22 protein-coding genes are annotated in these 24,281 nt (G+C 63.3%); 3 read left to right on the plus strand and 19 right to left on the minus strand.

Features of this window, described 5'->3' with window-relative positions; all coding sequences use genetic code 11:
- Window positions 1-13 precede the first annotated feature (13 nt).
- The 17 genes from cmk to AC127K_RS05020 all read right to left on the minus strand — a co-directional run bounded on the left by cmk (window position 14) and on the right by AC127K_RS05020 (window position 17,427).
- Window positions 14-676, minus strand: coding sequence for a (d)CMP kinase (gene cmk / locus AC127K_RS04940; RefSeq protein WP_483721778.1), 663 nt, complete (start codon window positions 674-676; stop codon window positions 14-16).
- Window positions 677-692: 16 nt separating this feature from the next.
- Complete coding sequence (locus AC127K_RS04945; protein ID WP_483721779.1) at window positions 693-1,928, minus strand: BaiN/RdsA family NAD(P)/FAD-dependent oxidoreductase; 1,236 nt, start codon at window positions 1,926-1,928, stop codon at window positions 693-695.
- On the minus strand, window positions 1,915-3,621 hold the full coding sequence (locus tag AC127K_RS04950; RefSeq protein WP_483721780.1) for a hypothetical protein: 1,707 nt from the start codon (window positions 3,619-3,621) through the stop codon (window positions 1,915-1,917). Before AC127K_RS04950 ends, AC127K_RS04945 begins: the two co-directional genes overlap by 14 nt.
- A gap of 36 nt (window positions 3,622-3,657) precedes the next feature.
- Window positions 3,658-4,593, minus strand: coding sequence for a glycosyltransferase (locus AC127K_RS04955; RefSeq protein WP_483721781.1), 936 nt, complete (start codon window positions 4,591-4,593; stop codon window positions 3,658-3,660).
- On the minus strand, window positions 4,590-5,708 hold the full coding sequence (locus AC127K_RS04960; RefSeq protein WP_483721782.1) for an FAD-dependent oxidoreductase: 1,119 nt from the start codon (window positions 5,706-5,708) through the stop codon (window positions 4,590-4,592). Before AC127K_RS04960 ends, AC127K_RS04955 begins: the two co-directional genes overlap by 4 nt.
- A 47-nt stretch (window positions 5,709-5,755) precedes the next feature.
- Window positions 5,756-6,544: a glycosyltransferase family 2 protein gene (locus tag AC127K_RS04965; protein WP_294539612.1), complete on the minus strand. Its 789-nt coding sequence runs from the start codon at window positions 6,542-6,544 to the stop codon at window positions 5,756-5,758.
- On the minus strand, window positions 6,541-7,332 hold the full coding sequence (locus AC127K_RS04970; protein WP_483721783.1) for a sugar phosphate isomerase/epimerase family protein: 792 nt from the start codon (window positions 7,330-7,332) through the stop codon (window positions 6,541-6,543). The genes AC127K_RS04965 and AC127K_RS04970 overlap by 4 nt, the downstream gene beginning before the upstream one ends.
- A 12-nt stretch (window positions 7,333-7,344) precedes the next feature.
- Window positions 7,345-8,265 carry a sugar nucleotide-binding protein gene (locus AC127K_RS04975; RefSeq protein WP_483721784.1) on the minus strand — a complete coding sequence of 307 codons (921 nt, stop codon included), beginning with the start codon at window positions 8,263-8,265 and terminating at the stop codon, window positions 7,345-7,347.
- A gap of 205 nt (window positions 8,266-8,470) precedes the next feature.
- The gene (locus AC127K_RS04980) at window positions 8,471-9,097 is read right to left on the minus strand and encodes a P-loop nucleotide/nucleoside kinase family protein (RefSeq protein WP_483721785.1); all 627 of its coding nucleotides are present in this window, start codon (window positions 9,095-9,097) and stop codon (window positions 8,471-8,473) included.
- A gap of 161 nt (window positions 9,098-9,258) precedes the next feature.
- Window positions 9,259-9,915 (minus strand): imidazole glycerol phosphate synthase subunit HisH, encoded by a 657-nt coding sequence (gene hisH / locus AC127K_RS04985; RefSeq protein ID WP_483721786.1) that lies wholly within the window; start codon window positions 9,913-9,915, stop codon window positions 9,259-9,261.
- Entirely contained in the window at window positions 9,912-10,685 is a 774-nt protein-coding gene (hisF, locus tag AC127K_RS04990) for an imidazole glycerol phosphate synthase subunit HisF (protein WP_483721787.1), read from the minus strand. The genes hisH and hisF overlap by 4 nt, the downstream gene beginning before the upstream one ends.
- Window positions 10,686-10,700: 15 nt before the next feature.
- Complete coding sequence (locus AC127K_RS04995; RefSeq protein ID WP_483721788.1) at window positions 10,701-12,074, minus strand: N-acetyl sugar amidotransferase; 1,374 nt, start codon at window positions 12,072-12,074, stop codon at window positions 10,701-10,703.
- A 132-nt stretch (window positions 12,075-12,206) separates the two neighbouring features.
- Window positions 12,207-12,509 carry a Dabb family protein gene (locus AC127K_RS05000; RefSeq protein WP_483721789.1) on the minus strand — a complete coding sequence of 101 codons (303 nt, stop codon included), beginning with the start codon at window positions 12,507-12,509 and terminating at the stop codon, window positions 12,207-12,209.
- Window positions 12,510-12,532: 23 nt separating this feature from the next.
- The gene (locus tag AC127K_RS05005) at window positions 12,533-13,654 is read right to left on the minus strand and encodes an N-acetyl sugar amidotransferase (protein WP_483721790.1); all 1,122 of its coding nucleotides are present in this window, start codon (window positions 13,652-13,654) and stop codon (window positions 12,533-12,535) included.
- 150 nt (window positions 13,655-13,804) lie between these two features.
- A complete protein-coding gene (gene gpmI, locus AC127K_RS05010) occupies window positions 13,805-15,331 on the minus strand; it encodes a 2,3-bisphosphoglycerate-independent phosphoglycerate mutase (protein ID WP_483721791.1) in 1,527 nt (508 codons plus the stop codon).
- A 47-nt stretch (window positions 15,332-15,378) separates the two neighbouring features.
- Complete coding sequence (tpiA, locus tag AC127K_RS05015; protein ID WP_483721792.1) at window positions 15,379-16,149, minus strand: triose-phosphate isomerase; 771 nt, start codon at window positions 16,147-16,149, stop codon at window positions 15,379-15,381.
- 69 nt (window positions 16,150-16,218) lie between these two features.
- A complete protein-coding gene (locus AC127K_RS05020) occupies window positions 16,219-17,427 on the minus strand; it encodes a phosphoglycerate kinase (protein ID WP_204647773.1) in 1,209 nt (402 codons plus the stop codon).
- A 297-nt stretch (window positions 17,428-17,724) separates the two neighbouring features.
- On the opposite strand from AC127K_RS05020, the gene AC127K_RS05025 reads away from it, so the two are divergent.
- The 3 genes from AC127K_RS05025 to AC127K_RS05035 all read left to right on the plus strand — a co-directional run bounded on the left by AC127K_RS05025 (window position 17,725) and on the right by AC127K_RS05035 (window position 22,075).
- On the plus strand, window positions 17,725-19,278 hold the full coding sequence (locus tag AC127K_RS05025; protein ID WP_483721793.1) for an alpha-amylase family glycosyl hydrolase: 1,554 nt from the start codon (window positions 17,725-17,727) through the stop codon (window positions 19,276-19,278).
- Window positions 19,279-19,404: 126 nt separating this feature from the next.
- A complete protein-coding gene (locus AC127K_RS05030) occupies window positions 19,405-20,328 on the plus strand; it encodes an AAA family ATPase (RefSeq protein WP_483721794.1) in 924 nt (307 codons plus the stop codon).
- Window positions 20,329-20,332: 4 nt separating this feature from the next.
- A complete protein-coding gene (locus AC127K_RS05035; protein WP_483721795.1) occupies window positions 20,333-22,075 on the plus strand; it encodes a vWA domain-containing protein in 1,743 nt (580 codons plus the stop codon).
- Window positions 22,076-22,167: 92 nt separating this feature from the next.
- On the opposite strand, the gene lysS is transcribed toward AC127K_RS05035, so the two are convergent.
- A complete protein-coding gene (gene lysS, locus AC127K_RS05040; RefSeq protein ID WP_483721796.1) occupies window positions 22,168-23,658 on the minus strand; it encodes a lysine--tRNA ligase in 1,491 nt (496 codons plus the stop codon).
- 72 nt (window positions 23,659-23,730) lie between these two features.
- Complete coding sequence (greA, locus tag AC127K_RS05045) at window positions 23,731-24,219, minus strand: transcription elongation factor GreA (protein ID WP_294540607.1); 489 nt, start codon at window positions 24,217-24,219, stop codon at window positions 23,731-23,733.
- Between the last annotated feature and the right edge of the window lie 62 nt (window positions 24,220-24,281).

The raw sequence follows: 24,281 nt of genomic DNA on the forward strand, positions 1-24,281 counted from the left end.
AGACAGACGCGGTTCAGATGTGCCCGAGGATGGTCTTTTTCAGCAGGGCAAAGCTCTCCTCGATGCCGATATCGCTGGTATCCACCAGGATGGCGTCCTCCGCCTGACGCAGGGGCGCCACGGCGCGGTGGGTATCCTGGTAGTCCCGCTGTTCGATGTCGGCCAGGACGGTGGCGTAATCGGTCTGTTTGCCCTTTTCCAGCAGCTCGGCCAGACGGCGGCGGGCCCGGGCGTCGGCGCTGGCGGTGAGGTAGATCTTGACGGTGGCGTTGGGCAGCACCACGGTGCCGATGTCCCGGCCGTCCATGAGCACGTCCCGGCTGGCGGCCAGATTCCGCTGGGTGTCCAGCAGGAAGGCCCGCACCGCCGGATGGGCGGACACATCCGATGCCGCCATGCCGATCTCCTCGGCGCGGACGGCCTCGGTCACGTCCTCCCCGTTGAGCAGGATGTGCTGGGCGCCGTCCTGCAGACGGATGTCCAGCCTGACCTGGGGCAGCAGGGCGGCCACAGCATCGGCATTCTTGGTATCCACGCCGGCACGGCGGGCATACAGACCGATGGCCCGGTACATGGCGCCGGTGTCCACATAGGTGTAGCCCAGGTCAGCCGCCAGACGGCGGGCCATGCTGGACTTACCAGCCCCGGAAGGGCCGTCGATGGCAACAGAGATCATGAGAAAACGCTCCTTTTTATTGGTCGGCTTCCGTCACAGCGGCCGCCGCAGCCCGGGCGGTGGCCCAGGCGATCTGCAGATTGTACCCGCCGGTGCGGGCATCCACGTCCAGGATCTCCCCGGCGAAATACAGCCCCGGGCAGAGTTTGCTGGCCATGGTCCTGGGGTCCACCTCCCGCACGTCCACACCACCGGCGGTGATGACCGCGTGTTCCAGGTCCCCCAGCTCGGTGACAGGCACCGCCCAGTGCTTGCACAGCTGCACCAGGGCCATCTTCTGCTCCCGGGTGATCTGGGCGGCCCGGGTGGCCGGGTCCACGCCCCACCTTTCCACCGCCACCGGGCGCATGGAATGGGGCAGCAGCTTTTCCAGGGCGCCCTGGGCACTGCGCCCGCCCAACGCCGCAAAGTCCCGGGTCAGGCGGTCATACAGCTGCTTTTCGTCCAGGGCGGGTTTGAGGTCAAACTCGCACACATACTTGTGGGCGTGGATGTCGTCGATGTAGGTAGAGGCGGAGAGCACCAGCGGCCCGGACAGGCCAAAGTGGGTGAACAGAGCCTCTCCCAGTTCGGTGAACAGGGGCTTGCCGTCCCGCAGCAGGGTCAGGGTGACGTTGCGCAGGGACAGCCCCATGAGCTTGCGGCAGGCCGGATCCGGGGAGACCAGGCTGCACAGGCTGGGCTGGGGCGGGACGATGGTGTGCCCCGCCTTGGCGGCCAGCCGGTAGCCGCTGCCGTCGCTGCCGGTGACGGGGTAGCTCACCCCGCCGGTGGCCAGCAGCAGATGGCGGGCCCGGTAGGCCTTGCCCCCGGCGATGACGCCCTTGCAGACGCCGTCCTCCAGGATCAGGTCCTGGGCGTCCGCCTTCACGAACCGGGCGTCCGCCGCGTACTGCCGCAGGGCGGCCAGCACATCCGCGGCCCGGTCGCTCTGGGGAAAGACCCGGCGGCCCCGCTCGGTCTTGAGGGGCACGCCCAGGGACTCGAACAATTCCATGGCCGCCGAGGGCGGAAAGGCGTAGAGGCAGGAATACAGGAAACGGGGATTGCGGCGCACATACCGCAGGAATTCCCGGGGGTCGCAGTCGTTGGTGACGTTGCACCGGCCCTTGCCGGTGATGAGCAGCTTCTGCCCCGGTCCTTTGGGGTTGTGCTCCAGCACGGTGACCGAAGCCCCCCGGGCACAGGCGGCCCCGGCGGCCATCAGTCCGGCCGCACCGCCGCCCACAATTACCAGATCATCCAGCGGCATGGGGGTTCCTCCTTTGCTGAGCGGCCCACACAAAACTCAGGGCCGTGAACAGGAGCAGCAGCGGCTGCACCGTTGCCAGATACATGGTGGATGTGCCGATGCCGAAGCTGGACACCTCCACAAAGGCGATCATGCCGCAGCGCAGGGCGGCCATGAAGAGAAGCAATGTCTGCAGCGTCCAAGGCACCAGAGCGGTGAAGCATTTCCGGGCAGCCCGCACACTGGCAGGCAGAGCCCGCAGCCAGAAAAGCACCGCCAGGATAAAGCACACCGGCAGGGCAAAGGCCCACACCAGCCGCAGGGCGCCGAACAGACCGAAGACCAGCTTCTGGTTGGGGCTGTAGTAGGGGGTGTCCTTGCCTGCCTCGGCGGCGCCGTTCAGCCCGCAGTGCAGATACCCGGACCACTGGGCAAAGTCCTCCGGGGTGCCGATGGAGCGCTGGGTCTCGTAGGCCGCGCAGTCCTGGAAGGTGAGCACCCATCCCAGGCTGCGGACACTTTCTTGCAGGGTGGGCAGCACATATTCCGCCCGGATGGGCTGGGTGGTGCCGCTGCGCCGCCCGCTGCGGGTGGGCAGGGTGCCGTCCTCGCAGGCGGCGTTGACCTTGTCCGCCACCGTCTGCCAGTACGCTTCCGCGCCTGCGGCGGTATCATAGATGCCCTCGTACTGCGCCGCCCTCCGGATCGCCCAGTAAAAACTGCCGGCGCGGTAGTCTTCCAGCTGGGGGTCCCGGAAATCGTTGATCATCTGGGGGTCCTCCTCCAGCCAGTAGGAAAGGGGCTCCAGTTCCGGCACCGCCGCATACAGCTTCTGTCGGGCGTCGGCGGGCACACTGAGCATGGGGTCCTCGGCGTCGGTGGCCACCCGGCTCATGGCGCCCATGGCGTCGGCAAAGGCACCGCCGGAGAAATCGGAGAGGGTGAACACCCCGTAATAAGCCTGGTTCAGGGCGCAGAAGATGCCGATGCCCCCCGCCAGCATGGCGTAAGGCAGCAGCTGCACCAGCGCCCGGGTCCACCGGCGGCGGCGCACCGCCACCCCCAGCATGCCCAGGGTGGCCAGAACGGTGAAGGGCAGCAGGAAGAGGCCGGCGTCCTCCCGGTTGAGATACCCGGCGGTGAGACCCGCGCCCCCCGCCAGCAGCCAGGGCCACAGAGGGGTGCGGTCGGTGCGCAGCACCCGCAGCGCCGCCGCCGAAAACCCGGCGAAGGCCAGCAGGCAGAGCGCCGGGAAGATGTTGTCCCGGTAGACCCGCAGGGTATAGGATGCCCAGGAGGTGGGCAGCCAGACCAGGGCGGCAAAGAGGCCCAGGGTCACGGCCCTGCCCTGCCCCGCAGGCAGTTTTTCCCACAAAGGCGAGAAAGCAAAGGCCGCAAAGAGGGCCGCGGCACACCACAGCCCCACGCCCCCCAGCAGGTAGGGGATGTGCAGGGCGTGCAGAAAGGCCAGCCACACCGGGAAGAACATGGACTTGGACAGGGTGAGGTAATCGTACCCGCCCAGCCACTGGCCGGCGGAGATGGACTGGGCAGCCCGGAACATGAGTTCATCGTCCAGGGGGGCGCCGCCCACCCAGGTGTAGGCCTGCTGGAAGGCGGTGAGTGCCAGACGCACCGCCACCAGCCCAACCACCCACACCCAGAAGGCGCGGCGGGACAGATCGATTCGGTTTTTCAGGCGGGGAAACGACATGAGGGGTCCTTTCGGGGCGCAGACAGCGCGGCGGTTTTACTTCTGGATCTTTTCGATGCTCTCGATCAGGTATTTCTGCTGTTTGAAGGTCAGGTCCACCAGCAGGGACAGATACTTGATGATGATGGTGAGCACCGCGAACACCCCGGCAAAGCCCAGGGTCAGCACGAACATGGTGGTGGTCCAGCCCTCGATGGGATGGCCGGTGCAGAAGATGATAAAGGTATAGGCCAGTTCGGCCAGGGCCAGCACCATCATGGCCAGGGCGATGCCCGCACTCAGGCGGAACCCGGCGTCGGTGTACAGGGCCAGACTGTCGGCGGCCAGGGCGAACCGGCCGGCGGGCTTGTCGGTAAGGCGGCCGTCAAATTCCAGGTCGGTCATTCGCAGGCCCGACGCCGCATAGGCCGCCTTGCGGTAAGGCAGGTGGGCGCTGGAAGCGTGTACCCGGTTGATGGCCCGCCGGGTGACCAGACGGAAGGCGTCGGTGCGCAGGCGGTAGGCGCTGTGGGAGTTGGCGTTGAAGATGCGGTAGAACAGTCCGCTGCCGCCCCGGGTCTGCTTGGGGCAGACCGAGACGATATCGCTGCCCTGCTGGGCGGTACGGTAGGCCTGGAAGATCAGGGAGGCGTCGTAGGGCATCTCGGTGGAGTCGAACTCATAGACATAGTCGCCGATGGCGGCGTCCAGACCGGCGTTCATGGCCGGTTCCAGCCCCTGATGCAGGCTCATGTGCAGGATGGTCAGGGGTTTGGGCAGGTCGGCGGCCCATTCCCGCAGCGCCTTGACCACCGCCGGGTCGGCGGCATCATCCACTGCCACCAGTTCATACTGGGCAAAGTGGGCTTCCAGTTGGGCGGCCAGGGTCTTGAAAAACCGGAGGGTGCGGTCGGCGTCCCCCCGCAGATACACCACCGCCGAGATGAAATTTTTTTCTTTGTTGAGCTTTTCGCTCAGAGATTCCTGGTTCATACGTCCAATACCTCATCCAAATCGTAGACGGTGTTGATCTTGCCTGAAAGCACGCTGATCATGGTGGGGGCCTTGTGCATCACCCGCACCACCGTGGGGCGGGAATCGTCGATCTCGCTGGCTTTCAGGATGGGCTTCATGCTGAACAGGCTGGTCTTGTAGGTGAAGCCGTACTCCTCTTTCAGGTATTTGCGGGCCAGCTGGCTCATGTACGGCCAGGCGGATTCCGGTTTGGCCGGACATTCGTTGCAGTTGTACAGGTTGCCGGGGGCGCAGTGGCCTTCGCTGCGCTGCTGGCAGGGGAAGGTGGCCACCGGATCATAGCTGGTCTCGTGGGGGGTGAAGGTCACGCTGGTCAGGCTGTGCAGCCCGGTCTGGCCGAAGGGCATCAGGCTGAAGAAGGGTCCGTCCATGACGGTGATGCCCACGTTTTTCAAAGGCTCGGCCACCTCGCACAGAATCATCTCGCACTTTTCGTACTTGATCTGGAAGGGCGGCAGCCCCAGCATGGCATGCACATCGTTGACGCCCGCATAGGTGGCGTTGAGCAGGAAGGGGGCTTCTGCCCGCACGTCCCCCGCCGTCACCTGCCACACATCCCCGTGCTCCTTGATGGAGTCCGGCTTGTGGCTGTACAGGATGGTCACGTTGGGCAGCTTGGCCAGCTGTTCCAGGAACCATTTTTTCAGCACCTGGGCGTCGTAGGTGTACTCGGTGGTGAGGAAGGCGCCGTCGCACAGCCCGGGGTTGAAATACCGGGTGGGGGGCACGTCGTCACAGCGGATGCCCGCCGCGGCGCAGAACCGCCGGAAGGCTGCCGCATCGGTCCAGGAGAAATGGGCGCTGGTGGCGTAGACCTGGTCGAACCTGGTGTGCAGGCAGAAGCCGTAGTCCTGGCAGAAACGCTGAAAATAATGGGCGCTCTTGATGGCGGTGGAGTAGCTGCGGGGATAGTGGTACCCCATGTGCACCCGGGCCTGGTTGATGTAGGTGGCCCGCATGAAAGGGGCCGGGTCCCGCTCCAGCACCAGCACCCGCTGGCCGGCGGCGCCGCATTTCCGGGCCGCGTACAGGCCGTACAGCCCCGCGCCCAGGATGATCTTGTCGTAGTTCATGGCGGATTCCTTCCCAAATAATATACAAAATGTATATTATGAAGTGTTTACTTCGGGTCGTATTTGCCCGTGGCGGCAGCCAGCAGCACCTTGAGCAGGTCGCTGTTGCCCTTGAAGCCGCTGATCTTGGTGGGGGTGCGGCCGCTGGCGGGGTAGGCCCGGGTCACGGGGACCTCGCAGGCCTTGAGGCCCAGGCGGGTGGCCCGGATGCTCAGGTAGGCCAGCAGCTCATAGCCCATAAAGATGGGGCGCAGGGGCTGGACGCCGGGGTGGGTCAGATATTCCCGGCTGTACGCCCGGTAAGCGTTGGTGGTGTCGGTGAACCACTGCCCCGCCGCCGCGCTGATGATGGGGGCATGGATGAGCCGCACGGCCAGGAACCGGGCAGGCGGGGTGTTGACGGCTTTGCCGCCCTTGATGAAGCGGCTGCCCTGGACCAGGTCGTAGCCTTCCTTCAGCTTTTCGATAAAGCGGGGCACGTCCTCGATGGAGTCCTTGTTGTTGCCGTCGATGGTCAGAAAACCCTTGTAGCCCCGCGCCAGGGCAAAGTGCAGGCCCATGCGCAGCTGGGCGCCCTGGCGGCCGGCACTGGTCTTGACCAGCAGGGTGTTCACGCCGTAGAGCTGCAGGGTGTCCGGTTTCATGCTGCCGTCGGTGGAGCCGCCGTCACACAGGATGATGTCGGCCATCTTGTCCACCCCGGCTTTCTGGGCGCGGCCCAGCTCGGTGAGGATGCGGGCTCCTTCGTTGATGACCGGGATCAGCAGGCAGTAGTCGCTGCTGCGGGGGGCGAATTCGGTGATGGTATAGGCCACGTCAAAAGGCTGGCGATTCATGCAAACACCTCCGCGATATAGTCAATGGCGCGCAGCACCCCATCGGTGCTGCCGGGGTTGCGCATCTCGATGGAGACGAACCCGTGATACCCCACCGCCTTGAGCATCATGGCCAGTTCCTTGTGCTCCGGGCGGGGCTGGATGGGTTCCAGCCCGGGCTCGCTGATGTGCACATGGCTGATCCAGTTCAGGTCGGGGATGAAATCCCGCAGCCGCTCCCCGTTCTCAATGACGGTGGACAGGTCCAGGTTCACGGCCAGGGCGGGGTTGTCCAGCCGCTTGACCAGGGCAAAGGCGTCGGCGGTGCGGTTCAGGAAGTTGGTGTACCGGGTGGTGTTGGCCTCGATGGCCAGCCGCACCCCGTACCGGGCCGCCAGCCGGCCCGCCTTGTCGAAGAAGGCGTCCGCCTTGGCGGGGTCGGCGCCTTCGGGCAGCATGCGGTTTTTGGGGCAGCCGAAGACCAGACTGGGGCAGTTGAGCACATGGGCGAAGTTGTAGGCTTCCTCGGTGTAGGCAAGCAGGGTTTCCGCCTGGGCATCGTCAAAGATATTGCCGGTCTGCCCGTACCAGATGCTCTGCATGCTGGGCACCGCAAAGCCCCACCGGTTGTGCAGGTAGCCGCCGAAGAGGGCGGCGGCGCTCAGGTTGTCGTAGGGCTGTTCCGGGAAGATGCGGGTGGGGGCCAGTTCCAGCCCGGTGAAGCCCGCGTTCTTCATGGCGGTGTAGATCAATTCGTCATCGGCCTTGTTCCAGGCGATGTTGCTGACGGCCAGTTGAATGGAAGGCATGGTGAGCCCCTTTCAGTTCCAGTTTTTCATGAAGGCGCAGATGTCGGCCAGCTCCTCCGCCTCGGTGCAGAGGTAGCCGTCCCGGCCGCCCAGCAGGTCGGCATGACGGCTGCGCAGGTCGTAATCAAAAGGCGGTTTGTTCAGCGTATTGCACCAGCTGCGGCCGGTGACGGCGGTATACACGTCCGCGGCACTCACCGGCGGGGTGGTCAGGTTGAGCAGGGTCAGGCCGGCATCCAGGGCCTTGCCGATGTCCTGCCACAGACGGCCCAGGTTGTAGAACTGGTAACGGCTGCGGGAATCGGTGAAGGCCAGGGCGTTGAAGTCGTTGGCGGCAAAGAAGGTCCGCAGAGCCACGGCGTCCGCCCCCGGAACCAGCTTGTAAAAGCCGTTGTCCGCCAGGGCGTAGCTGTTCCTGACCAGTTCGCTGCTTTCCGCCAGTTCCCCGTATTTTTCCGGGCGGAGCATGGCGGGGGTGATGGTGTGCAGGTCAAAGAGGAAGTTCTTCCGCAGCCCCTTGCCGTACAAAGCGGGCAGGCGGACAATGAGGGCGTCGGGGAAATCCTCCCGCACCCAGTGTTCCAGCTGCAGGCGGTTGCGGCCATAGGCGGGCAGGTCCGCCGAATCGGGGGCATCGGATTCATCCTTGCCCCTGCTGTCCGCATAGACGGCGATGGAAGAGATGAGCACCAGCTTGTTGGGTGCGATTTTGCGCAGATTGTCCCGGGCAGCGGCCATCACGGCCAGGTCGGCCTCCGGGTCGGCATTGGCCAGGAACATGGCAGCCGGCACCCCGGCGTAGACGCACAGGTCGGGTGCGGTGCCGTATTGGGCGGCGATATCGGTGGAATGGCAGACGGCGGCGAAGGTGTGTGCGGCCATCAGATTGCCCCCCACAAAACCGGTAGAACCCACCAGCAGATCCTTGGACATGGTCTTCCCCCTTGCATGCGGCAGAATTGCACATTTGTACAAGATACATTATAGTGGTTCCTCTTCCAAAAAGCAATGCCCCGACCGGGTGGGATTGGGCGGCGCAGCGCTTTTTCTGCCCAAAAAAGAAAAACGGCAGCCCGCCCGGTCACAGGGACCGGCGGGCTGCCGGAAAAAGCAGGAATTCTGCGGTTGTGCCGCGCCGTTACAGCCGGCGGGGCGTGCGGGGGCGGCGGCCTTTTTTGACCGACGCTTCCAGCTGGGCCACGATCTCGTCCATGGACTGCTGGAACTCTTCCTCCGAAGAGTTGTGGAAGATCAGCAGGGAATCGGGCTGCTCTTCCAGCTTGAGGTTCGTGGGAGGCTCAAAGTTGACGCCCAGGATGTACTCATCCCAGTGGTTCAGCTTCCAGATATCCCGGTCGCTGGCACGGTCGATCATCCGCTGGTGGCAGACTTCGGGTTTGGTATCCACCCAGATGACCACCAGTTCGGCCTCTTTCTTGGCCAGTTCCTTGCGCAGGTTCGCAATATATTCGTTGTCCCGGATCTCCTGGGTGAAGGGGGCGTTGATCAGCACGATATCGTCGTAGAGCAGGGCTTCCATGGCCAGATCCAGGGTGACCTGATACTCCAGGTCCCGGATATACTTTTCAAAGAAGATGCTGCTGCGGTCATAGGGCTGATGCGCCACCGCGAAGATCTGCTTGGACAGCGGGATCAGGGTGTCTTTGTCCAGATACACCACATGTTTGAGCGCGGCCGCCAGCTGGCGGGAGATAAAGGTCTTGCCGCAAGCCGGAGGGCTTGTGACCAGGATCAGTTTTTTCAAACGGAGACACCCTTTCTGTTCGTTGTCACACAAGCGGTTAATTTTTTAACTGCTAGTTGATTATACAACAAATCCGCCCGTTTGTGAATGGATAGAACGCCGATTTTTCCGCGTTTATGGATTTTTGTTGCGTAAAATTGCGGTAAAGCCCACCCGGCGGATCACGCCTTCGGCAGTTTGGCGAAAGCGCGCAGAATTTCCAGTCCCACCGGCCCGGACTTTTCGGGATGGAACTGGACCCCCAGCACCGACCCGCACATGGCGGCCGCGCAGATGCGCCGTCCGCCGTAGACGGTATCCGCCAGACGATATTCCGGCGCCGCGGGTTTTGCTTCGTAGCTATGAATAAAATAGCACTCCTGGCCAGGTTTTACCCCTTCCAGGGCGGTTCCGGCGAAACCGGTTTCCTGGTCCCGGTGCTCGGCGGGGATCAGGCCCTGCCAGCTGATGTGGGGCACCCGCTGGGGATTGCCGCCGGCGTCTTTGTCCGGGATGCGCACCACCCGGCCGGGGATCAGGCCCAGGCCCTTGTGCACCCCGAACTCCTCCGATTCCTCAAACAGCATCTGCATACCGAGACAAATGCCCAGCAGCGGCGTGCCCTCCCCTGCCTTCTGGCGGATGGGCTCGATCAGGCCCAGACGTTCCAGGCCGGCCATGCCGTCCCGGAAGGCACCCACACCGGGCAGCACCAGCAGCTGGGCCGCCAGCACATCCTCCGGACGGTTGGTCAGGCAGATCTCGGCCCCGAAATGGGCAAAGGCATGCTGTACGCTGAGCAGGTTGGACAGTCCGTAATCAATGATGGTCACCTTCATGCGCGCACCTCCACCCCGCCTGCGCGGATCTCCTCTTTCAGTTCCTGAACAGTCTCCTGGCCGTAATGCAGCACCGAGGCACAGGCCACCGCATCGGCGCCGGCTTCGGCGGCGTCCACGATGTCGTCCCCGCAGCCCACACCGCCGCCGCAGATGACCGGCACGGTGACCGCCCCGGTCACGGCACGGATCAGGTCCAGGTCCATGCCGTCCCGCAGGCCCTCGCAGTCCACGCTGGTGAGCAGGATCTCCCCCGCCCCCAGTTCCTGGCCCCGCTTGGCCCACTCGACCACGTCGTAGCCGGAATGGGCCCGACCGTTGTCATAGTAGGCCTCCCAGCCGCTGGGCATGGCATGGCTGCGCTTGGCCTGGATGGACAGCACCATGCACTGGCTGCCGAAGGCCTTGGCGATCTCGGTGATGAGTTCGGGGCGCTTGACGGCGGCGGTGTTCACCGCCACCTTGTCAGCGCCCATGGACAGAATGGCGCGCACGTCCTCCACACTGCGCAGACCTCCCCCCACGCACACCGGGATATACACTTCATCCACCGTGCGGCGGACGATGCCCGACAGGTTGTTGCGGTTGTACAGGCTGGCCACGATATCAATATACAGCAGCTCGTCGATGCCCTCTTCATAATACCGGCGGGCGAAGGCGTTGGGGTCGCCCAGTTTGCGCAGACCCTCCAGCTGGATGCCCTTGACCAGGTTTTCATCCTTCACATCCAACCGGGCGATGAGCCGGATTTTCTTATGCCCTTTTTCCATGGTATGCTCCCTGTGTTACTGTTCGTGATGGGTGCCCTTGGGATCGCCCCACAGCACTTCGCTGTCGCCCTCATAGGGGGTGTGGCGCAGCTTCCAGATGCCGTTCTCATACTTCCAGATATGGGGAGAGCGGAAGCGGTCGGCCAGGTGCATGAAGTACTCACGGTCCATGCGGGGCTGCTCAAACAGCTGGCTGGCCCAGGGGAAGTGCTTCTTGTCGATGGACAGATACTTGAAGATCTCCTTCTCGAAGCGGTCGGGGTATTCGCCGTCGAACTTCTTGCACAGGGCCTTGCCTTCGTCCAGGGTGATCTCGCCGTTGCGGATCTCCTGGGCGGCGTCGTAGGTGGTGCGGCCGATGCCGTACTTGATGTAGGTGGTGTAGTAGAAGAAATCGTCGATCTTGTCGTCGATGGAATTGTACTTGGAGTAGGTGCCCTGGGTGCGCTCCGGCGCGGGACGGAAGCCGCCGTGCTCCACGCTGTAGTAGTAGGCGCCCTGGGGATGCCACTTCTCATAGTAGCCCAGATACCGCACCTGGACATGGTTTTTCTCCAGGTTGGAGGTCTCGGAGGGCAGATAGATGGCCAGGTCGGCCTTGTCGATCTTGTAGTCCTCCTCCAGCTGGCGCAGGCTCACGCCGCCCAGATAGATGTGGTCATAGTCGTTGACCGCAAAGAAATGCTCATCCCGCAGGGCGGAGTTGTTGTCCGCGATGGGGTTGCCGAACTCGGCCTCGTTCTCGCCATAGAAGACCAGAGGGATGCCGAACTTGGCCGCCATCTTGGGGGCCAGCTGCTTCTGACCCAGGATGAAGGGCTGGAAGGGGTGGAAGAGGTTTTCGGTGGCCAGACGGGTGAGCAGACGGTGGGTCATGCCGTTGGGGGTGCACAGATAGTTGTCAAAGCCCGCATGGATCCAGGCCTGCATGTTGTCCCAGCCCCAGGGGGTGTAGATGTGGGGCGCCCAGGTCACGGTGAGGGGGTGCATGCCGTACTTGTACTTGAGCAGGTGGGCAGCATAAAAACTGTCCTTGCCGCCGGAGCCGGGGACCAGGCAGTCGTAGGAGCCGTCGGTCTTGCGGTACTCATCGCACAGTTCCCGCAGTTCCTTCTCCCGCAGGGCCCAGTCGATATGGCCGTTGGCCTTGTTGTGGCAGGCGTGGCAGGCATCGCAGACGCCGTCATCCTGGATGACCATGGTCTTCTTGATGGAATGGATGGTGTGCTCAAACTCGTAGCAGGAGTTGGGCTTCTGGTTGCTCATGACACATTCCTTGCAGAATCGGACCTTCTGGGGCAGACCGTAATAGGTTTCCAGCTGGTCTTCGGGGATATCGGGCGCATATTTGGAGTAATCGATCTCCACGTAGCGGGGCAGTTTTTCCATGAGAGGTTTCCTTCCTTTCTTCCACCATCAAAAAAAGCGCCGCGCATACAGAATAAGCCTGTATGCGCGGCGCCGTTGCCTTGCTCAGATATTGGAGATTATACCATACCCCGTCAGTATTTGCAAGGGGGCTTACATCTCGTAATCCAGACAGGTGCGGGTGGCGGTGTAGGGGCGGACCTTGCCGTCGGCCACCGCCACATGGGCGGGATGGACCGAATACCCCTTGAGGGAAGCCTCATCGGTGAAGGTGGAATCCAGCATCACGTCGGCGTTGGAGGAGGGCAGGCCTTCGGTCTGCACATGGATCTCCACCAGGCCGGGGATCTGTCCGGCCAGACCTTCCAGTCCGGCCTTGATGCCCGCCTTGACTTCGGCCTTCTCGTCGGCGGTCAGCTCCGGCTTGAGCTGCCACAGAATGATGTGTTTGACCATTGTAACGATCTGCTCCTTCCGGCTCAGGCGTTTTCTTCCCAGATGGGATGCTTGAGCACCCATTCGCCGTACTCGTTCTTCTGGAACAGGTCGCGGTTGTAGAACTTGTCCATGATGGCCCAGAACTCGCTCTCCGTGTAGCCGCAGAAGTCACAGAAATCCCGCACGCACAGCGGGTCCAGCTTGCCGTCCCGTTCCTTGATGATCTTGATGGCCTCGTCCCGGGTCATCATGCCGTAGCGGATATAGCGGGCGGTGTAGTCGGTGGCGGCGGCATGGCCGAACTTGGGATACTTCAGCCAGGAGTGCACCAGGTAGGCGCGGGAGTCGATCTGGTCGAAGTTTTCCGCATGGTGGGTGCGGTCCCACTCATGGGTCAGGTCATGGAAGCCGTGCGCCTTGGCGATCTGGTAGTTCTTGTAGCTGTTCCAGGGCACAAAGTAGCTCAGGTAGAAGGGGTCCAGCTTGGCCCGCTCCTCGGCGGAGGGGGCCAGGGTCAGGCTCAGGTCCTTCTCGGTGACGCCGTCGCCCAGCAGTTCCTCCATGGGCATGCCCACAGCCACGCCGTTTTCGATCTGGTCCATGGCGGAGTAGGTCTCCTGGTCGGCGTTGCCGCCGTACTCAAAGCTGACGTTCTCGCCGTAGCAGAGCATGGGGGTGTTGAACTTGGCGGCCATGTGCAGGGGGAAGGTGTAGATCAGACGGTCCACATACCAGGTGGGCTTGCCGTACTTTTCAAAGAATTTGCGCATCAGGACCTTCTGGACCTTGATGTTGGGCTTGCAGCTGATGATGGTGCAGCCGAATTCCTCGCTGATATTCTTCAGGTTGTGGATGCCGGCCTGGGTCATGGGGAAGTTGTCCTCCACGCTGAAGAGGATGGGGTTCATGTGCATGACTTCCTTGAGCATCCAGACCTGGAAATGGCTGTCCTTGCCGCCGGAGACCGCCACCGCGCAGTCATAGCCGCCGGGGCCGTTCATGCCGCGGTATTTATCGCAGAACTTTTCAAATTCCTTGAAGCGGGCATCCCAGTCCACATCCTTGCGGTGCTCGTAATGACGGCAGGCGCTGCAGACGCCCTCGGCGTCAAAGGTGATGCCGGGACGGGTGTCCGGCATGGTGCACTTTTTGCAATAACGCATGGTGTTCTCCTTCTGATTCCTAGGCCGCGGGGGAGCGGCACAGTATTGCGGTTTTGCCTGTCCTTATCATACCCCATTTGCTCCCCGGGTGCAAGGGCAGACAAAAAAGCCCGGAGGCGGGCAGCCTCCGGGCAAAGATGCAGGGAAAAATCAGCCGACGATGATGCTCTTGCCGGTCATTTCGGCGGGGACTTCCAGGCCGATGAAGGGCAGCATGGTGGGGGCGATGTCGGCCAGGCAGCCGCCTTCCCGCAGCTTCACGTCGCCGGCTCCGATGACCGCGAAGGGCACCACGTTGGTGGTGTGGGCGGTGAAGGGAGAGCCGTCCGGGTTCTTCATCTTCTCAGCGTTGCCGTGGTCGGCGGTCAGGAACATGACGCCGCCCATCTTGAGCACGGCGTCCATGACCTTCTTGACGCCCGCATCCACAGCCTCCACGGCCTTGACGGCCGCGTCGAACACGCCGGTGTGACCGACCATGTCGCAGTTGGCAAAGTTCAGGATGATGACGTCATACTTGCCGCTCTCGATGCGCTGGCGGCACTCTTCGGCCACCTCGGGGGCGCTCATCTCGGGCTTCAGGTCGTAGGTGGCCACCTTGGGGCTGGGGATGACCTTGCGGTCCTCGCCCTCGTAGGGGGCTTCCACGCCGCCGTTGAAGAAGAAGGTCACATGGGCATACTTCTCGGTCTCGGCAATGCGCAGCTGGGTCTTGCCGTGGGCAGCCAGGTACTCGCCCAGCACGTTCTTCAGCTCCACCGGCGGGTAGGCCACTTCGCAGTTGGGCATGGTGGCGTCGTACTCGGCCATGCAGACGTAGTTCACGGGGAAGCGGCCGTAGCGGCGCTCGAAGCCCTTGAAGTCGTCGTCCACGAAGATGCGGGTCATCTGACGGGCACGGTCGGGGCGGAAGTTCATGAAGATGACGGTGTCGCCTTCCTGAACGCGGCCGCCCTCGCAGGTGATGACGGGGACCACGAACTCGTCGGTGACATCCTCGGCGTAGGAGGCGTCGATGGCCTCCTGGGCGTTGGCGGCGCGGCGGCCTTCGCCGTAGACGAAAGCGGCGTAGGCCTTTTCCTCACGATCCCAGTTGGAATCGCGGTCCATGGCGTAGTAACGGCCGGTGACAGTGGCGATCTCGCCGATGCCCAGCTCGTCCAGTTTGGCCTGCAGGTCAGCCAGGAAGCCCTTGCCGGAATGGGGGTCGGTGTCACGGCCGTCCATGATGCAGTGCAGGTAGACCTTGGTGGCGCCCATATGCTTGGCCATATCCAGCACGCCGAACCAGTGGTCGGCATGGCTGTGGACACCGCCGGTGCCCACCAGGCCCATGAGATGGATGGCCTTGCCGGCGTCGATGGCAGCCTTCATGTTCTTGACCAGGACCGGGTTCTTGACCATCTCGCCGTCCTGGATGCTCTTGGTGATGAGGGTCAGCTGCTGGTAGACGATGCGGCCGGCGCCCATGTTGGTGTGGCCCACTTCGCTGTTGCCCATCTGGCCGTCAGGCAGGCCCACAGCCATGCCGGAGGCCTGGATGGTGGTCATGGGGCACTCGGCAAAGATCTTGTCGAGGTTGGGGGTGTTGGCGGCGGCCACGGCGTTGCCGAAGGTGTTGTCCGGCGTCCAGCCGAAGCCGTCCATAATGCAAAGAAGAACAGGTTTCTTGGACATGGGAAAAATTGCTCCTTACCTAAATTTGGGATATTGGTCCGCCGGGATCAGCCCTTGGTGGCTGCGTCCACGATGATGGCGAACTGGTCGGCCTTCAGGGAGGCGCCGCCGATGAGGCCGCCGTCCACGTCGGGCTTGCTGAGCAGTTCCTCAGCGTTCTTGGCGTTCATGCTGCCGCCGTACTGGACGGTCAGGGCCTTGGCGGCGTCCTCGCCGTACAGCTCGCCCACCACCTTGCGGATGGCGGCGCAGACTTCCTCGGCCTGGTCGGCGGTGGCGGTCTTGCCGGTGCCGATGGCCCAGATGGGCTCGTAGGCGATGATGACGTTCTTCAGCTCGTCAGCGGTGACACCGTTCAGGGCGATCTTGACCTGCATGCGGACCAGCTCTTCGGTGACGCCCTGCTCACGCTGGGTCAGGCTCTCGCCCACGCAGACGATGGGCTTCAGGCCGCCGGCCAGAGCCGCCTTGGTGCGCTTGTTGACGGTCTCGTCGGTCTCGGCGAAGTACTGACGGCGCTCGCTGTGGCCGATGACCACATATTCCACGCCCAGGTCGGTGAGCATGTCGGCGCTGATCTCGCCGGTGAAGGCACCGGACTTTTCAAAGTGCACGTTCTGGGCGCCCACATGGATGTTGGTGCCGGAGCACTTGGCCACAGCCACGCACAGGTCGGTGGCGGGCACGCAGACGACGACCTCGCAGCCGGCGTCGGCGACCAGCGGGATCAGGTGGTCCAGCAGATGGCCCGCATCGGTGGGGGTCATGTTCATCTTCCAGTTGCCGGCGATAACGGCTTTGCGATTCTGCTTATCCATGAGAAAAACCTCCTGTTTTTGTTCCGTCAAAAATGCGCGGCGGCAGAGCCGCCGCGCATAGCGGGTAGATTATGCGTTCTGAATGACAGCGATACCGGGCAGTTCCTTGCCTTCCAGGTATTCCAGGGAGGCGCCGCCGCCGGTGGAGATGTGGGTCATCTTGTCGCCCAGGCCCATCTGCTGGACAGCCGCCGCGCTGTCGCCGCCGCCGATGACGGTGGTAGCGTCGCTTTCGGCCATGGCCTTGGCAACAGCCAGGGTGCCGGCAGCCAGGGTCGGGTTCTCAAACACGCCCATGGGGCCGTTCCACACAACAGTCTTGGAAGCCTTGACGGCGTCGGCAAACAGCTTCATGGTAGCGGGGCCGATGTCGCAGCCTTCCATGTCGGCGGGCATATCGGTGACGGGGCAGATCTTGGTCTCGACGGGAGCGTCGATGGGATCGGGGAAGGCAGCCACGCAGGCGGTGTCAACGGGCAGCAGCAGCTTGACGCCCTTGGCCTTGGCCTTTTCCATCATTTCCTTGCAGTAGTCCAGCTTGGAGTCGTCGCACAGGCTGGTGCCGATCTCGTAGCCCTGGGCCTTCAGGAAGGTGTAGGCCATGCCGCCGCCGATGATCAGGGTGTCGACCTTTTCCAGCAGGTTGGAGATGACGTTCAGCTTGTCCGCGACCTTGGCGCCGCCCAGGATGGCGGTGAAGGGACGGACGGGATCGTTGACAGCGTTGCCCAGGTACTTGATTTCCTTTTCCATCAGGTAGCCCACAGCGGTGTCCTTGATATAGTCGGTGACGCCGGCGGTGGAGCAGTGGGCGCGGTGGCAGGAGCCGAAGGCGTCATCCACATAAGCGTCAGCCAGAGAAGCCAGTTCCTGGCTGAAGGTGTCGATGTTCTTGGTCTCTTCCTTGCGGAAACGGGTATTCTGCAGCAGGACCACATCGCCGTTGCCCATGGTGGCAGCAGCAGCCTTGGCCTTGGGGCCGACCACGTTGTCGTCATCAGCGAAGGTGACGGGCTGGCCCAGCTTCTCGGACAGGCGCACCGCCACAGGAGCCAGACTGAACTTCTCTTCGGGGCCGTTCTTCGGCTTGCCCAGATGGCTGCACAGGATGACCTTGGCGCCGTCGTTGATCAGCTTCTTGATGGTCGGCAGGGCCGCATTGATGCGGTTGTCATTGGTGATGACGCCGTCCTTCATCGGGACGTTGAAGTCGCAGCGGACAAGAACGCGCTTGCCGGCGTAGTTTTCATCGTCGATGGTCTTTTTGCCCAAACCCATGGTAAAAATCTCCTCTCGATCCGTAGATTTTCCTTAGTTTCTGCATTTTGGGGTTTCCCTGGCGGCGGGGCGCAGTATCCCCTTTCGCTATGCCTTTATTATACGCATAAACGGGCGTCAGCGCAAGGGGAAGCTGACACTTTTTTAACGGTTTTGGCACTCGTTGGCGGGGATGCCGGTTTTTCGGCGGTGTTTTTTGTGGGTTTTGGCTCTTTTTTCCGCCGGCGAAACGCGCTATAATGCAGGCAGAAAAACCGTCCGGCAACGCCGGCGATCCTGGCAGGAGGCTGTATGTTTATGGACCATTGGCTGAAAAAAAGCATCTTCTATGAGATCTATCCCCAAAGTTTCCTGGATACCAACGGCGACGGCATCGGGGACCTGGCCGGCATCATCCGCAAGCTGGATTACATCCGGGAGCTGGGCTGCAACGCTTTGTGGCTGAACCCCTGCTTCCTCTCCCCCTTCGGGGACGCAGGCTATGATGTGGAGGACTACTGCCAGGTGGCCCCCCGCTACGGCACCAACGAGGACCTGATCCGCCTGTTTGCGGAGGCCCACCGCCGGGACATGCATGTGATCCTGGACCTGGTGCCGGGGCACACCTCCATCCGGCATCCCTGGTTCGCCCAGTCCTGCAAGGTGGAAAAGAACGAGTATTCCGGGCGGTACATCTGGAGCGATTCCATCTGGCACGATGTGGCGGGCTATGGCAACATCACCGGGTCTTTGCGGGGGCTGTATCCCCGCAACGGCTGCGTGGCGGTGAACTTTTTCTCCAACCAGCCGGCGCTGAACTACGGCTTTGCCCACCCCACCGAGCCCTGGCAGAGCGCGGTGGACTCCCCCGAAGCCCTGGCCACCCGGCAGGCCATGATGGATGTGATGGACTTCTGGCTGTCCCGGGGATGCGACGGCTTCCGCATCGACATGGCCGGATCGCTGGTAAAAAATGACCCGGACAGCCAGGAGACCATCAAGCTGTGGCAGCAGGTGCGCCGGTTCCTGGATGAAAAGTACCCCGACGCGGTGATGCTCTCCGAGTGGGGCGAGCCGGACAAGTCCCTGATGGGCGGGTTCCACATGGACTTTTTGCTGCATTTCGGCAATTCCCATTACATGGACCTGTTCCGGTGCGGCCATCCCTTCTTCAGCCGGGAGGGCAAGGGCAATGCCCGGGCCTTTGCGGATACCTATGAAAAGAACTACCGCCTGACCAGCGGCAAGGGGCTGATGTGCATCCCCTCCGGCAACCACGATATGGAGCGGCTGCGCCACTGGCTGGACCCGGAGGAGATGAAGATCGCCTTCGCCTTCCTTCTGTCCATGCCCGGGGCCCCCTTCGTGTACTACGGGGACGAGATCGCCATGCGGTACCTGGACCTGGATTCGGTGGAGGGCGGCTATAACCGCACCGGCTCCCGCAGCCCCATGCAGTGGGACCACGAAAAGAACTACGGCTTCTCCGCAGCCGAAGCGGATCAGCTGTACACCGCCCAGGACCCTGCCGCCGACGCCCCCACCGTGGCCGACGGCATGGCCGACAGTGCCTCCCTGTGGCACACGGTACAGACCTTGTGTGAGGTGCGCAAGGCCCACCCGGCCCTGCAGGCGGACGGCGGCATGGAGTTCATTTACTGCGAGGCCGACGCCTACCCGCTGGTGTACCTGCGCACCGGCGGCGGGGAGAAGATCCTGGCGGCGGTGAACCCCGCTGCCCGACAGGTCCGCTGCCCCTGTGGCCTCTCCCCCGCCGGACAGCCCCTGTTTGCCCTGGGCGGGCCGGTCACGCTGGAAAACGGCACCCTGACCATGCCCGCCGAAAGCGCCGTGCTGCTGCCGGTGGAATAAGCGTTTTCCTTTGCACCAGAAAGTCTCCGGCGGGCTGCGGGCCGCCGGGGACTTTTTCCCTGTCTGCGCCCGGACGCCCTTTATTGACAATCCCGGACCGACTTCCTATAGTTAAGACAAAAGGGGATGGTTTCTATGCTGGATTTTCTGAAAGAAGAAGGGGTGGCCCCGGCGGTCATCCAGGGCATTGCGGATTTCCGCGCCGAACACCCCGTGCCCCAGGGCATGGCCGACCGCATCCCGGAGCCCCGCTACCGCTACTACGGCCGGGAGGTGTGGAACCAGGCCGCCACCGTCCTGCTGTGCGGGGAGAACCTGCTGCTGGCCGGTCCCAAAGCCACCGGCAAGAATGTGCTGGCCGAAAACCTGGCCCGGGCGTTCGGACGTCCTTGCTGGAATGTGTCCTTCCACATCAATATGGACGCCTCCTACCTCATCGGGTCGGACACCTTCAACGGGGAAAAGGTGGTCTTTTCCCCCGGGCCGGTGTGCCAGTGTGCCCGCTGCGGCGGGTTCGGGGTGCTGGACGAGATCAACATGGCCAAGAACGAGGCTCTGGCCGTGCTCCACGCCACCCTGGACTACCGCCGCACCATCGACGTACCGGGCTACGACCTGATCCGGGTGGATGACGCCGCCCGGTTCATCGGCACCATGAACTACGGCTACGCCGGCACCCGGGAACTGAACGAGGCACTGGTCTCCCGGTTTGCGGTGCTGGACCTGCCGCTGATCTCTGAGGAGGACATGAACAAGCTGCTGCGCCACCATTTTCCCCAAATCAGCCCCCGGTTTGCCGGACAGTTCGTCCAGCTGTTCTACGACCTGAACAAGAAGGCGGACAGCGCCGAGATCTCCGCCCGGGCGGTGGACCTGCGGGGCCTGCTGGACGCCTTACGGCTGATCCAGCGGGGGTTGGACGCCAGCGCGGCCCTGGACCTGTGCATCACCAACAAGACCTTCGACCCCTACGAGCAGACCCTGATCCGGGACGTGATCGCGGCCCGCATCCCCAGGAACCTGGACCGGGGCAAGGTCTTTCCGGGGTGATGGCATGCTGCAGCGTCAATACAGCCCGGAACAGCGTCGGGCGCTGAATCTCATCTGGGCCGCCGCCGGCCGATATGACCTGGACCCGCCTTTCATGGCCTTTACCCCGGACGGGCAGCCTGACTTCTACTTCAACTGCGTGGTGGGGCTGACGGCCAGATGGCTGGATATGTCCCGCCTGGAAGGCTTTTTTGCCTCTTACGGAGGCAGTCCCCGCCGGACCATGTTCGACGAGCTGGTCTGGCTGGGGCTGGAAAACTGCGTCTATGAGAAGGAGCTGCCCCACCGGCCCATCCTGGCCCAGCTGCGGCAGCAGCATGCCCTGGATTTTTTTGCCGGACAGAAAACCATGTCCCGCCAGCAATGGATGGCCAAGAACAACCGGGTGTTTGAACAGCAGGAAGCCCGCTGGGCCCCCCTGGCCGGACGCCGCCCGCCCCTGCTGACGCCCCGGGCCCGGGAGCTGGCCAAGGCCCTGGCCCTGCCCGGGTCCCTGGACACCCAAGGGGTCATTGCCGCCCTGCAGGAAATGCTGCAGACCTTTTTTCTCTTTTCCGGCGACGAACCGGACCGGGGGCCCCACGCCCTGCACCTGAAAGGGCTGGCGGCCGCCCTGCTCACCAAGCTGGTCCCCACCGAGGTGCGCCACACCGACCAGCTGGTGCTGCGGCGCAGCGACCAGCTGCAGGCGGTCAACGCCCGACCGGCGGGCAAGGCCCTGCTGGCCCGACACCTTTCCGCCCGTCGGGCCGAGAGCGACCGGGCCTACATTGAAACCTGCTTCGGCCGCTGCCTGTACAACGACCACGACCTGGCCATGCTGGAACAGGAGCTGTGCACCGGCAGCCACCGCACCTGCCATCTGTGGATCACCCGGGGAGAGCCCGCCTCCCACCGGCCCCCGGACGGGGAGGCCGCCCGTCTGGCCCGGGACGCAGCCCTCCAGCGGCAGCGCAACCTGGACTTTTACGCCAGAAACAGCGGGCTCTGCGCCAGCGGCATCCGGCGGCTGAGCGAGCAGCTGGCGGAGGCCCTGCGCTCCTACAGCCAGCCCCAGCCGGTGCGGGCCCGGTCCGGACGGCTCAACAGCCGCCGGGTCTGGCGGGCGCCCTGCCTGGGGGACCCGTCCGTCTTTCTGCGGCAGGCCGAGGACATCCAGCCGGATCTTTCGGTGGATCTGCTGCTGGACGCCTCCGCCTCCCGGCTGAACAGCCAGGAGACCATCGCCGCACAAGGGTACATCCTGGCCGAAAGCCTGCTCCGCTGCGGGGTAAAACTGCAGATTTTCGCCTTCCGCAGCCTGCGGGGGTATACGGTATTGCAACGGCTGAAAGGCTACCAGGACCCGGGCTGCCGGTCGGTCTTTGACTATTTTGCCGCCGGGTGGAACCGGGATGGTCTGGCCCTGCGCGCCGCCGCCCGTCTGGCGGATTCCGGCTGCGGGCACAAACTGCTGCTGATCCTGACCGACGCCAGCCCCAACGACAGCCAGAAGATCGCCCCCTCTGCGGCCATGCCCATTGGCCGGGACTACGGGGACCAGGCCGCCGTGGACGACACCGCTGCCCAGGTCCGGGCCCTGCGCAGCCAGGGGTTCCGGGTGGGGGCCATCTTTTTGGGCCTGGACCGGGACGTGCCCGCCCTGAAAACCATCTACGGCCGGGAGTTCGTGCGCATCCGCCAGGTGGACCAGCTGGCCGGGGCGGTGGGGACCCTTTTGCAGCGGCAGCTGCGGGAGATGGACTGACGCGCCCGCGCATCGCCATACAAACAAAAAGAGCACCTTCCGAACCAATCGGAGGGTGCTCTTTCTTAGTCTCTGTTATGCGGGAAGGCTTCTCAGTCCAGCGGCTTCATGGTCGGGAACAGCAGCACATCGCGGATGGAGGCGGAGTCGGTGAGCAGCATGATCAGACGGTCCACACCGAAGCCCAGGCCACCCGTGGGGGGCAGGCCGTATTCCAGGGCGGTGATGTAGTCGTAGTCCACCTGGGCCTTGCTGGTGGGTTCCAGCTTCTTGCGCTCCTCCACCTGGCGCTCAAAGCGGCCCTTCTGGTCGATGGGGTCGTTGAGCTCGCTGAAGGCGTTGCCGAACTCGGTGCAGTTGATGAAATACTCGAACCGCTCGGTGAACGCCGGGTCGTCGGGCTTGCGCTTGGCCAGGGGGCTGATCTCCACGGGGTAGTCATAGATGAAGGTGGGCTGGATCAGCTTGTCCTCCACGAAGGCGTCGAAGAACTCGGCCAGGATGGCGCCCTTGGTGGGCACTTCGGGCAGTTCCACATGATGCTCCTTGGCCAGGGCGATGGCTTCCTCGTCCGAAGCCACGGTGGTGAAGTCCACGCCGGAATACTTCTTGACCGCTTCCAGCATGGTCAGCCGCTCCCAGTGGGACAGGTCGATCTGCTTGCCCTGGTACTCGATCTGCAGGCTGCCGCAGACCTTCTGGGCCACCGTCTTCATCATCTCTTCCACCAGGTCCATCATGCCGTGGTAGTCGGTGTAGGCCTGATACAGCTCGATGGTGGTGAACTCGGGGTTGTGCTTGGGGTCCATGCCCTCGTTGCGGAAGATGCGGCCCACTTCGTACACCCGGTCCATGCCGCCTACCACCAGCCGCTTCAGATACAGCTCGGTCTCGATGCGCAGGACCATGTCCATATCCAGGGTGTTGTGGTGGGTGAGGAAGGGACGGGCGGATGCGCCGATCTCAAAGGGGGTCAGGATGGGGGTCTCCACTTCCAGGAAGCCCTTGTTGTCCAGGAAGGCGCGCAGTTCCCGCAGGATCTGGCTGCGGCGCACAAAGGTCCGCTTGACCTCCGGGTTGACGATCAGGTCCACATACCGCTGACGGTAGCGGGCTTCCCGGTCGGTCAGGCCGTGGAACTTCTCCGGCAGGGGCAGCAGGCTCTTGGACAGCAGGGTCAGTTCGCTGATGCGCACGCTGAGCTCGCCCATGCGGGTGCGGAACACCTCGCCCTTGCAGCCCACGATGTCGCCCACATCCAGCTTTTTGAAGGCGGCGTAGGGTTCGTCGCCCAGCACGTCCCGCTTGGCAAAGATCTGGATGTCCCCTTTGGCGTCCCGCAGATGGGCAAAGCTGGCCTTGCCCATCACACGTTTGGACATCAGGCGTCCGGCCAGAGTGACCACCTTGCCGGTCTCGCTCTCGGCGGGCAGGTCTTTGAATTCGGCCTGCAGGTCGGCGGAGAAAGCGTCCTGGGGATACTTGGTGATGGTGAACGGGTCATGCCCGGCAGCCTGCAGGTCCGCCAGCTTCTGGCGGCGCACAGCCTGCTCGGTGGCAGCGTTGACGGGGGTGTTCTGCATGAGAAGATTCCTCTTTTCTGTAAATAAACGGCGCCGGCCGGGTCGGACCCGCCCGGCGCTGTATGCCTTGACTTACTTGCTGCGGCTGACGGCCAGGATCTTGTAGTCGATCACATTGCCGTTGGGCAGGGTGACGGCCACCACGTCGCCGGCCTTGTGGCCGATGAGGGCAGCGCCCACCGGGCTCTCGTCGCTGATGCGGTTCAGGTCCATGTCGGCTTCGGTGGAGCCGGTGATGTCGTATTCCTCGGCGTCTTCCTCGTCGTCGCCGTCGGCCAGGATCTTGACCTTCATGCCGATGGAGACGGTGTCATGGGACAGCTCGTTGTCGTCGATGATGCGGGCGACCTTCAGGGTAGCTTCCAGGTCGGCGATGCGGGCTTCCACGATGGCCTGCTCTTCCTTGGCGGCGTCATATTCGGCATTTTCCGAAAGGTCGCCGTAGCCGCGGGCCACCTTGATCTTGTCCGCCACTTCTTTCCGTTTGACGGTGCGCAGGTTGTCCAGGTCCTGCTCCAGCTTCGCATATCCCTCGCGGGTAACAATAACCTCTTTGGCCATTTTGGATAGCTCCTTACTCAAAGTAAAAGTTGTGCGGCCCTTGGGGGCCGCACCAGTTGTAC

Source organism: Subdoligranulum sp. DSM 23681, from assembly GCF_057005535.1.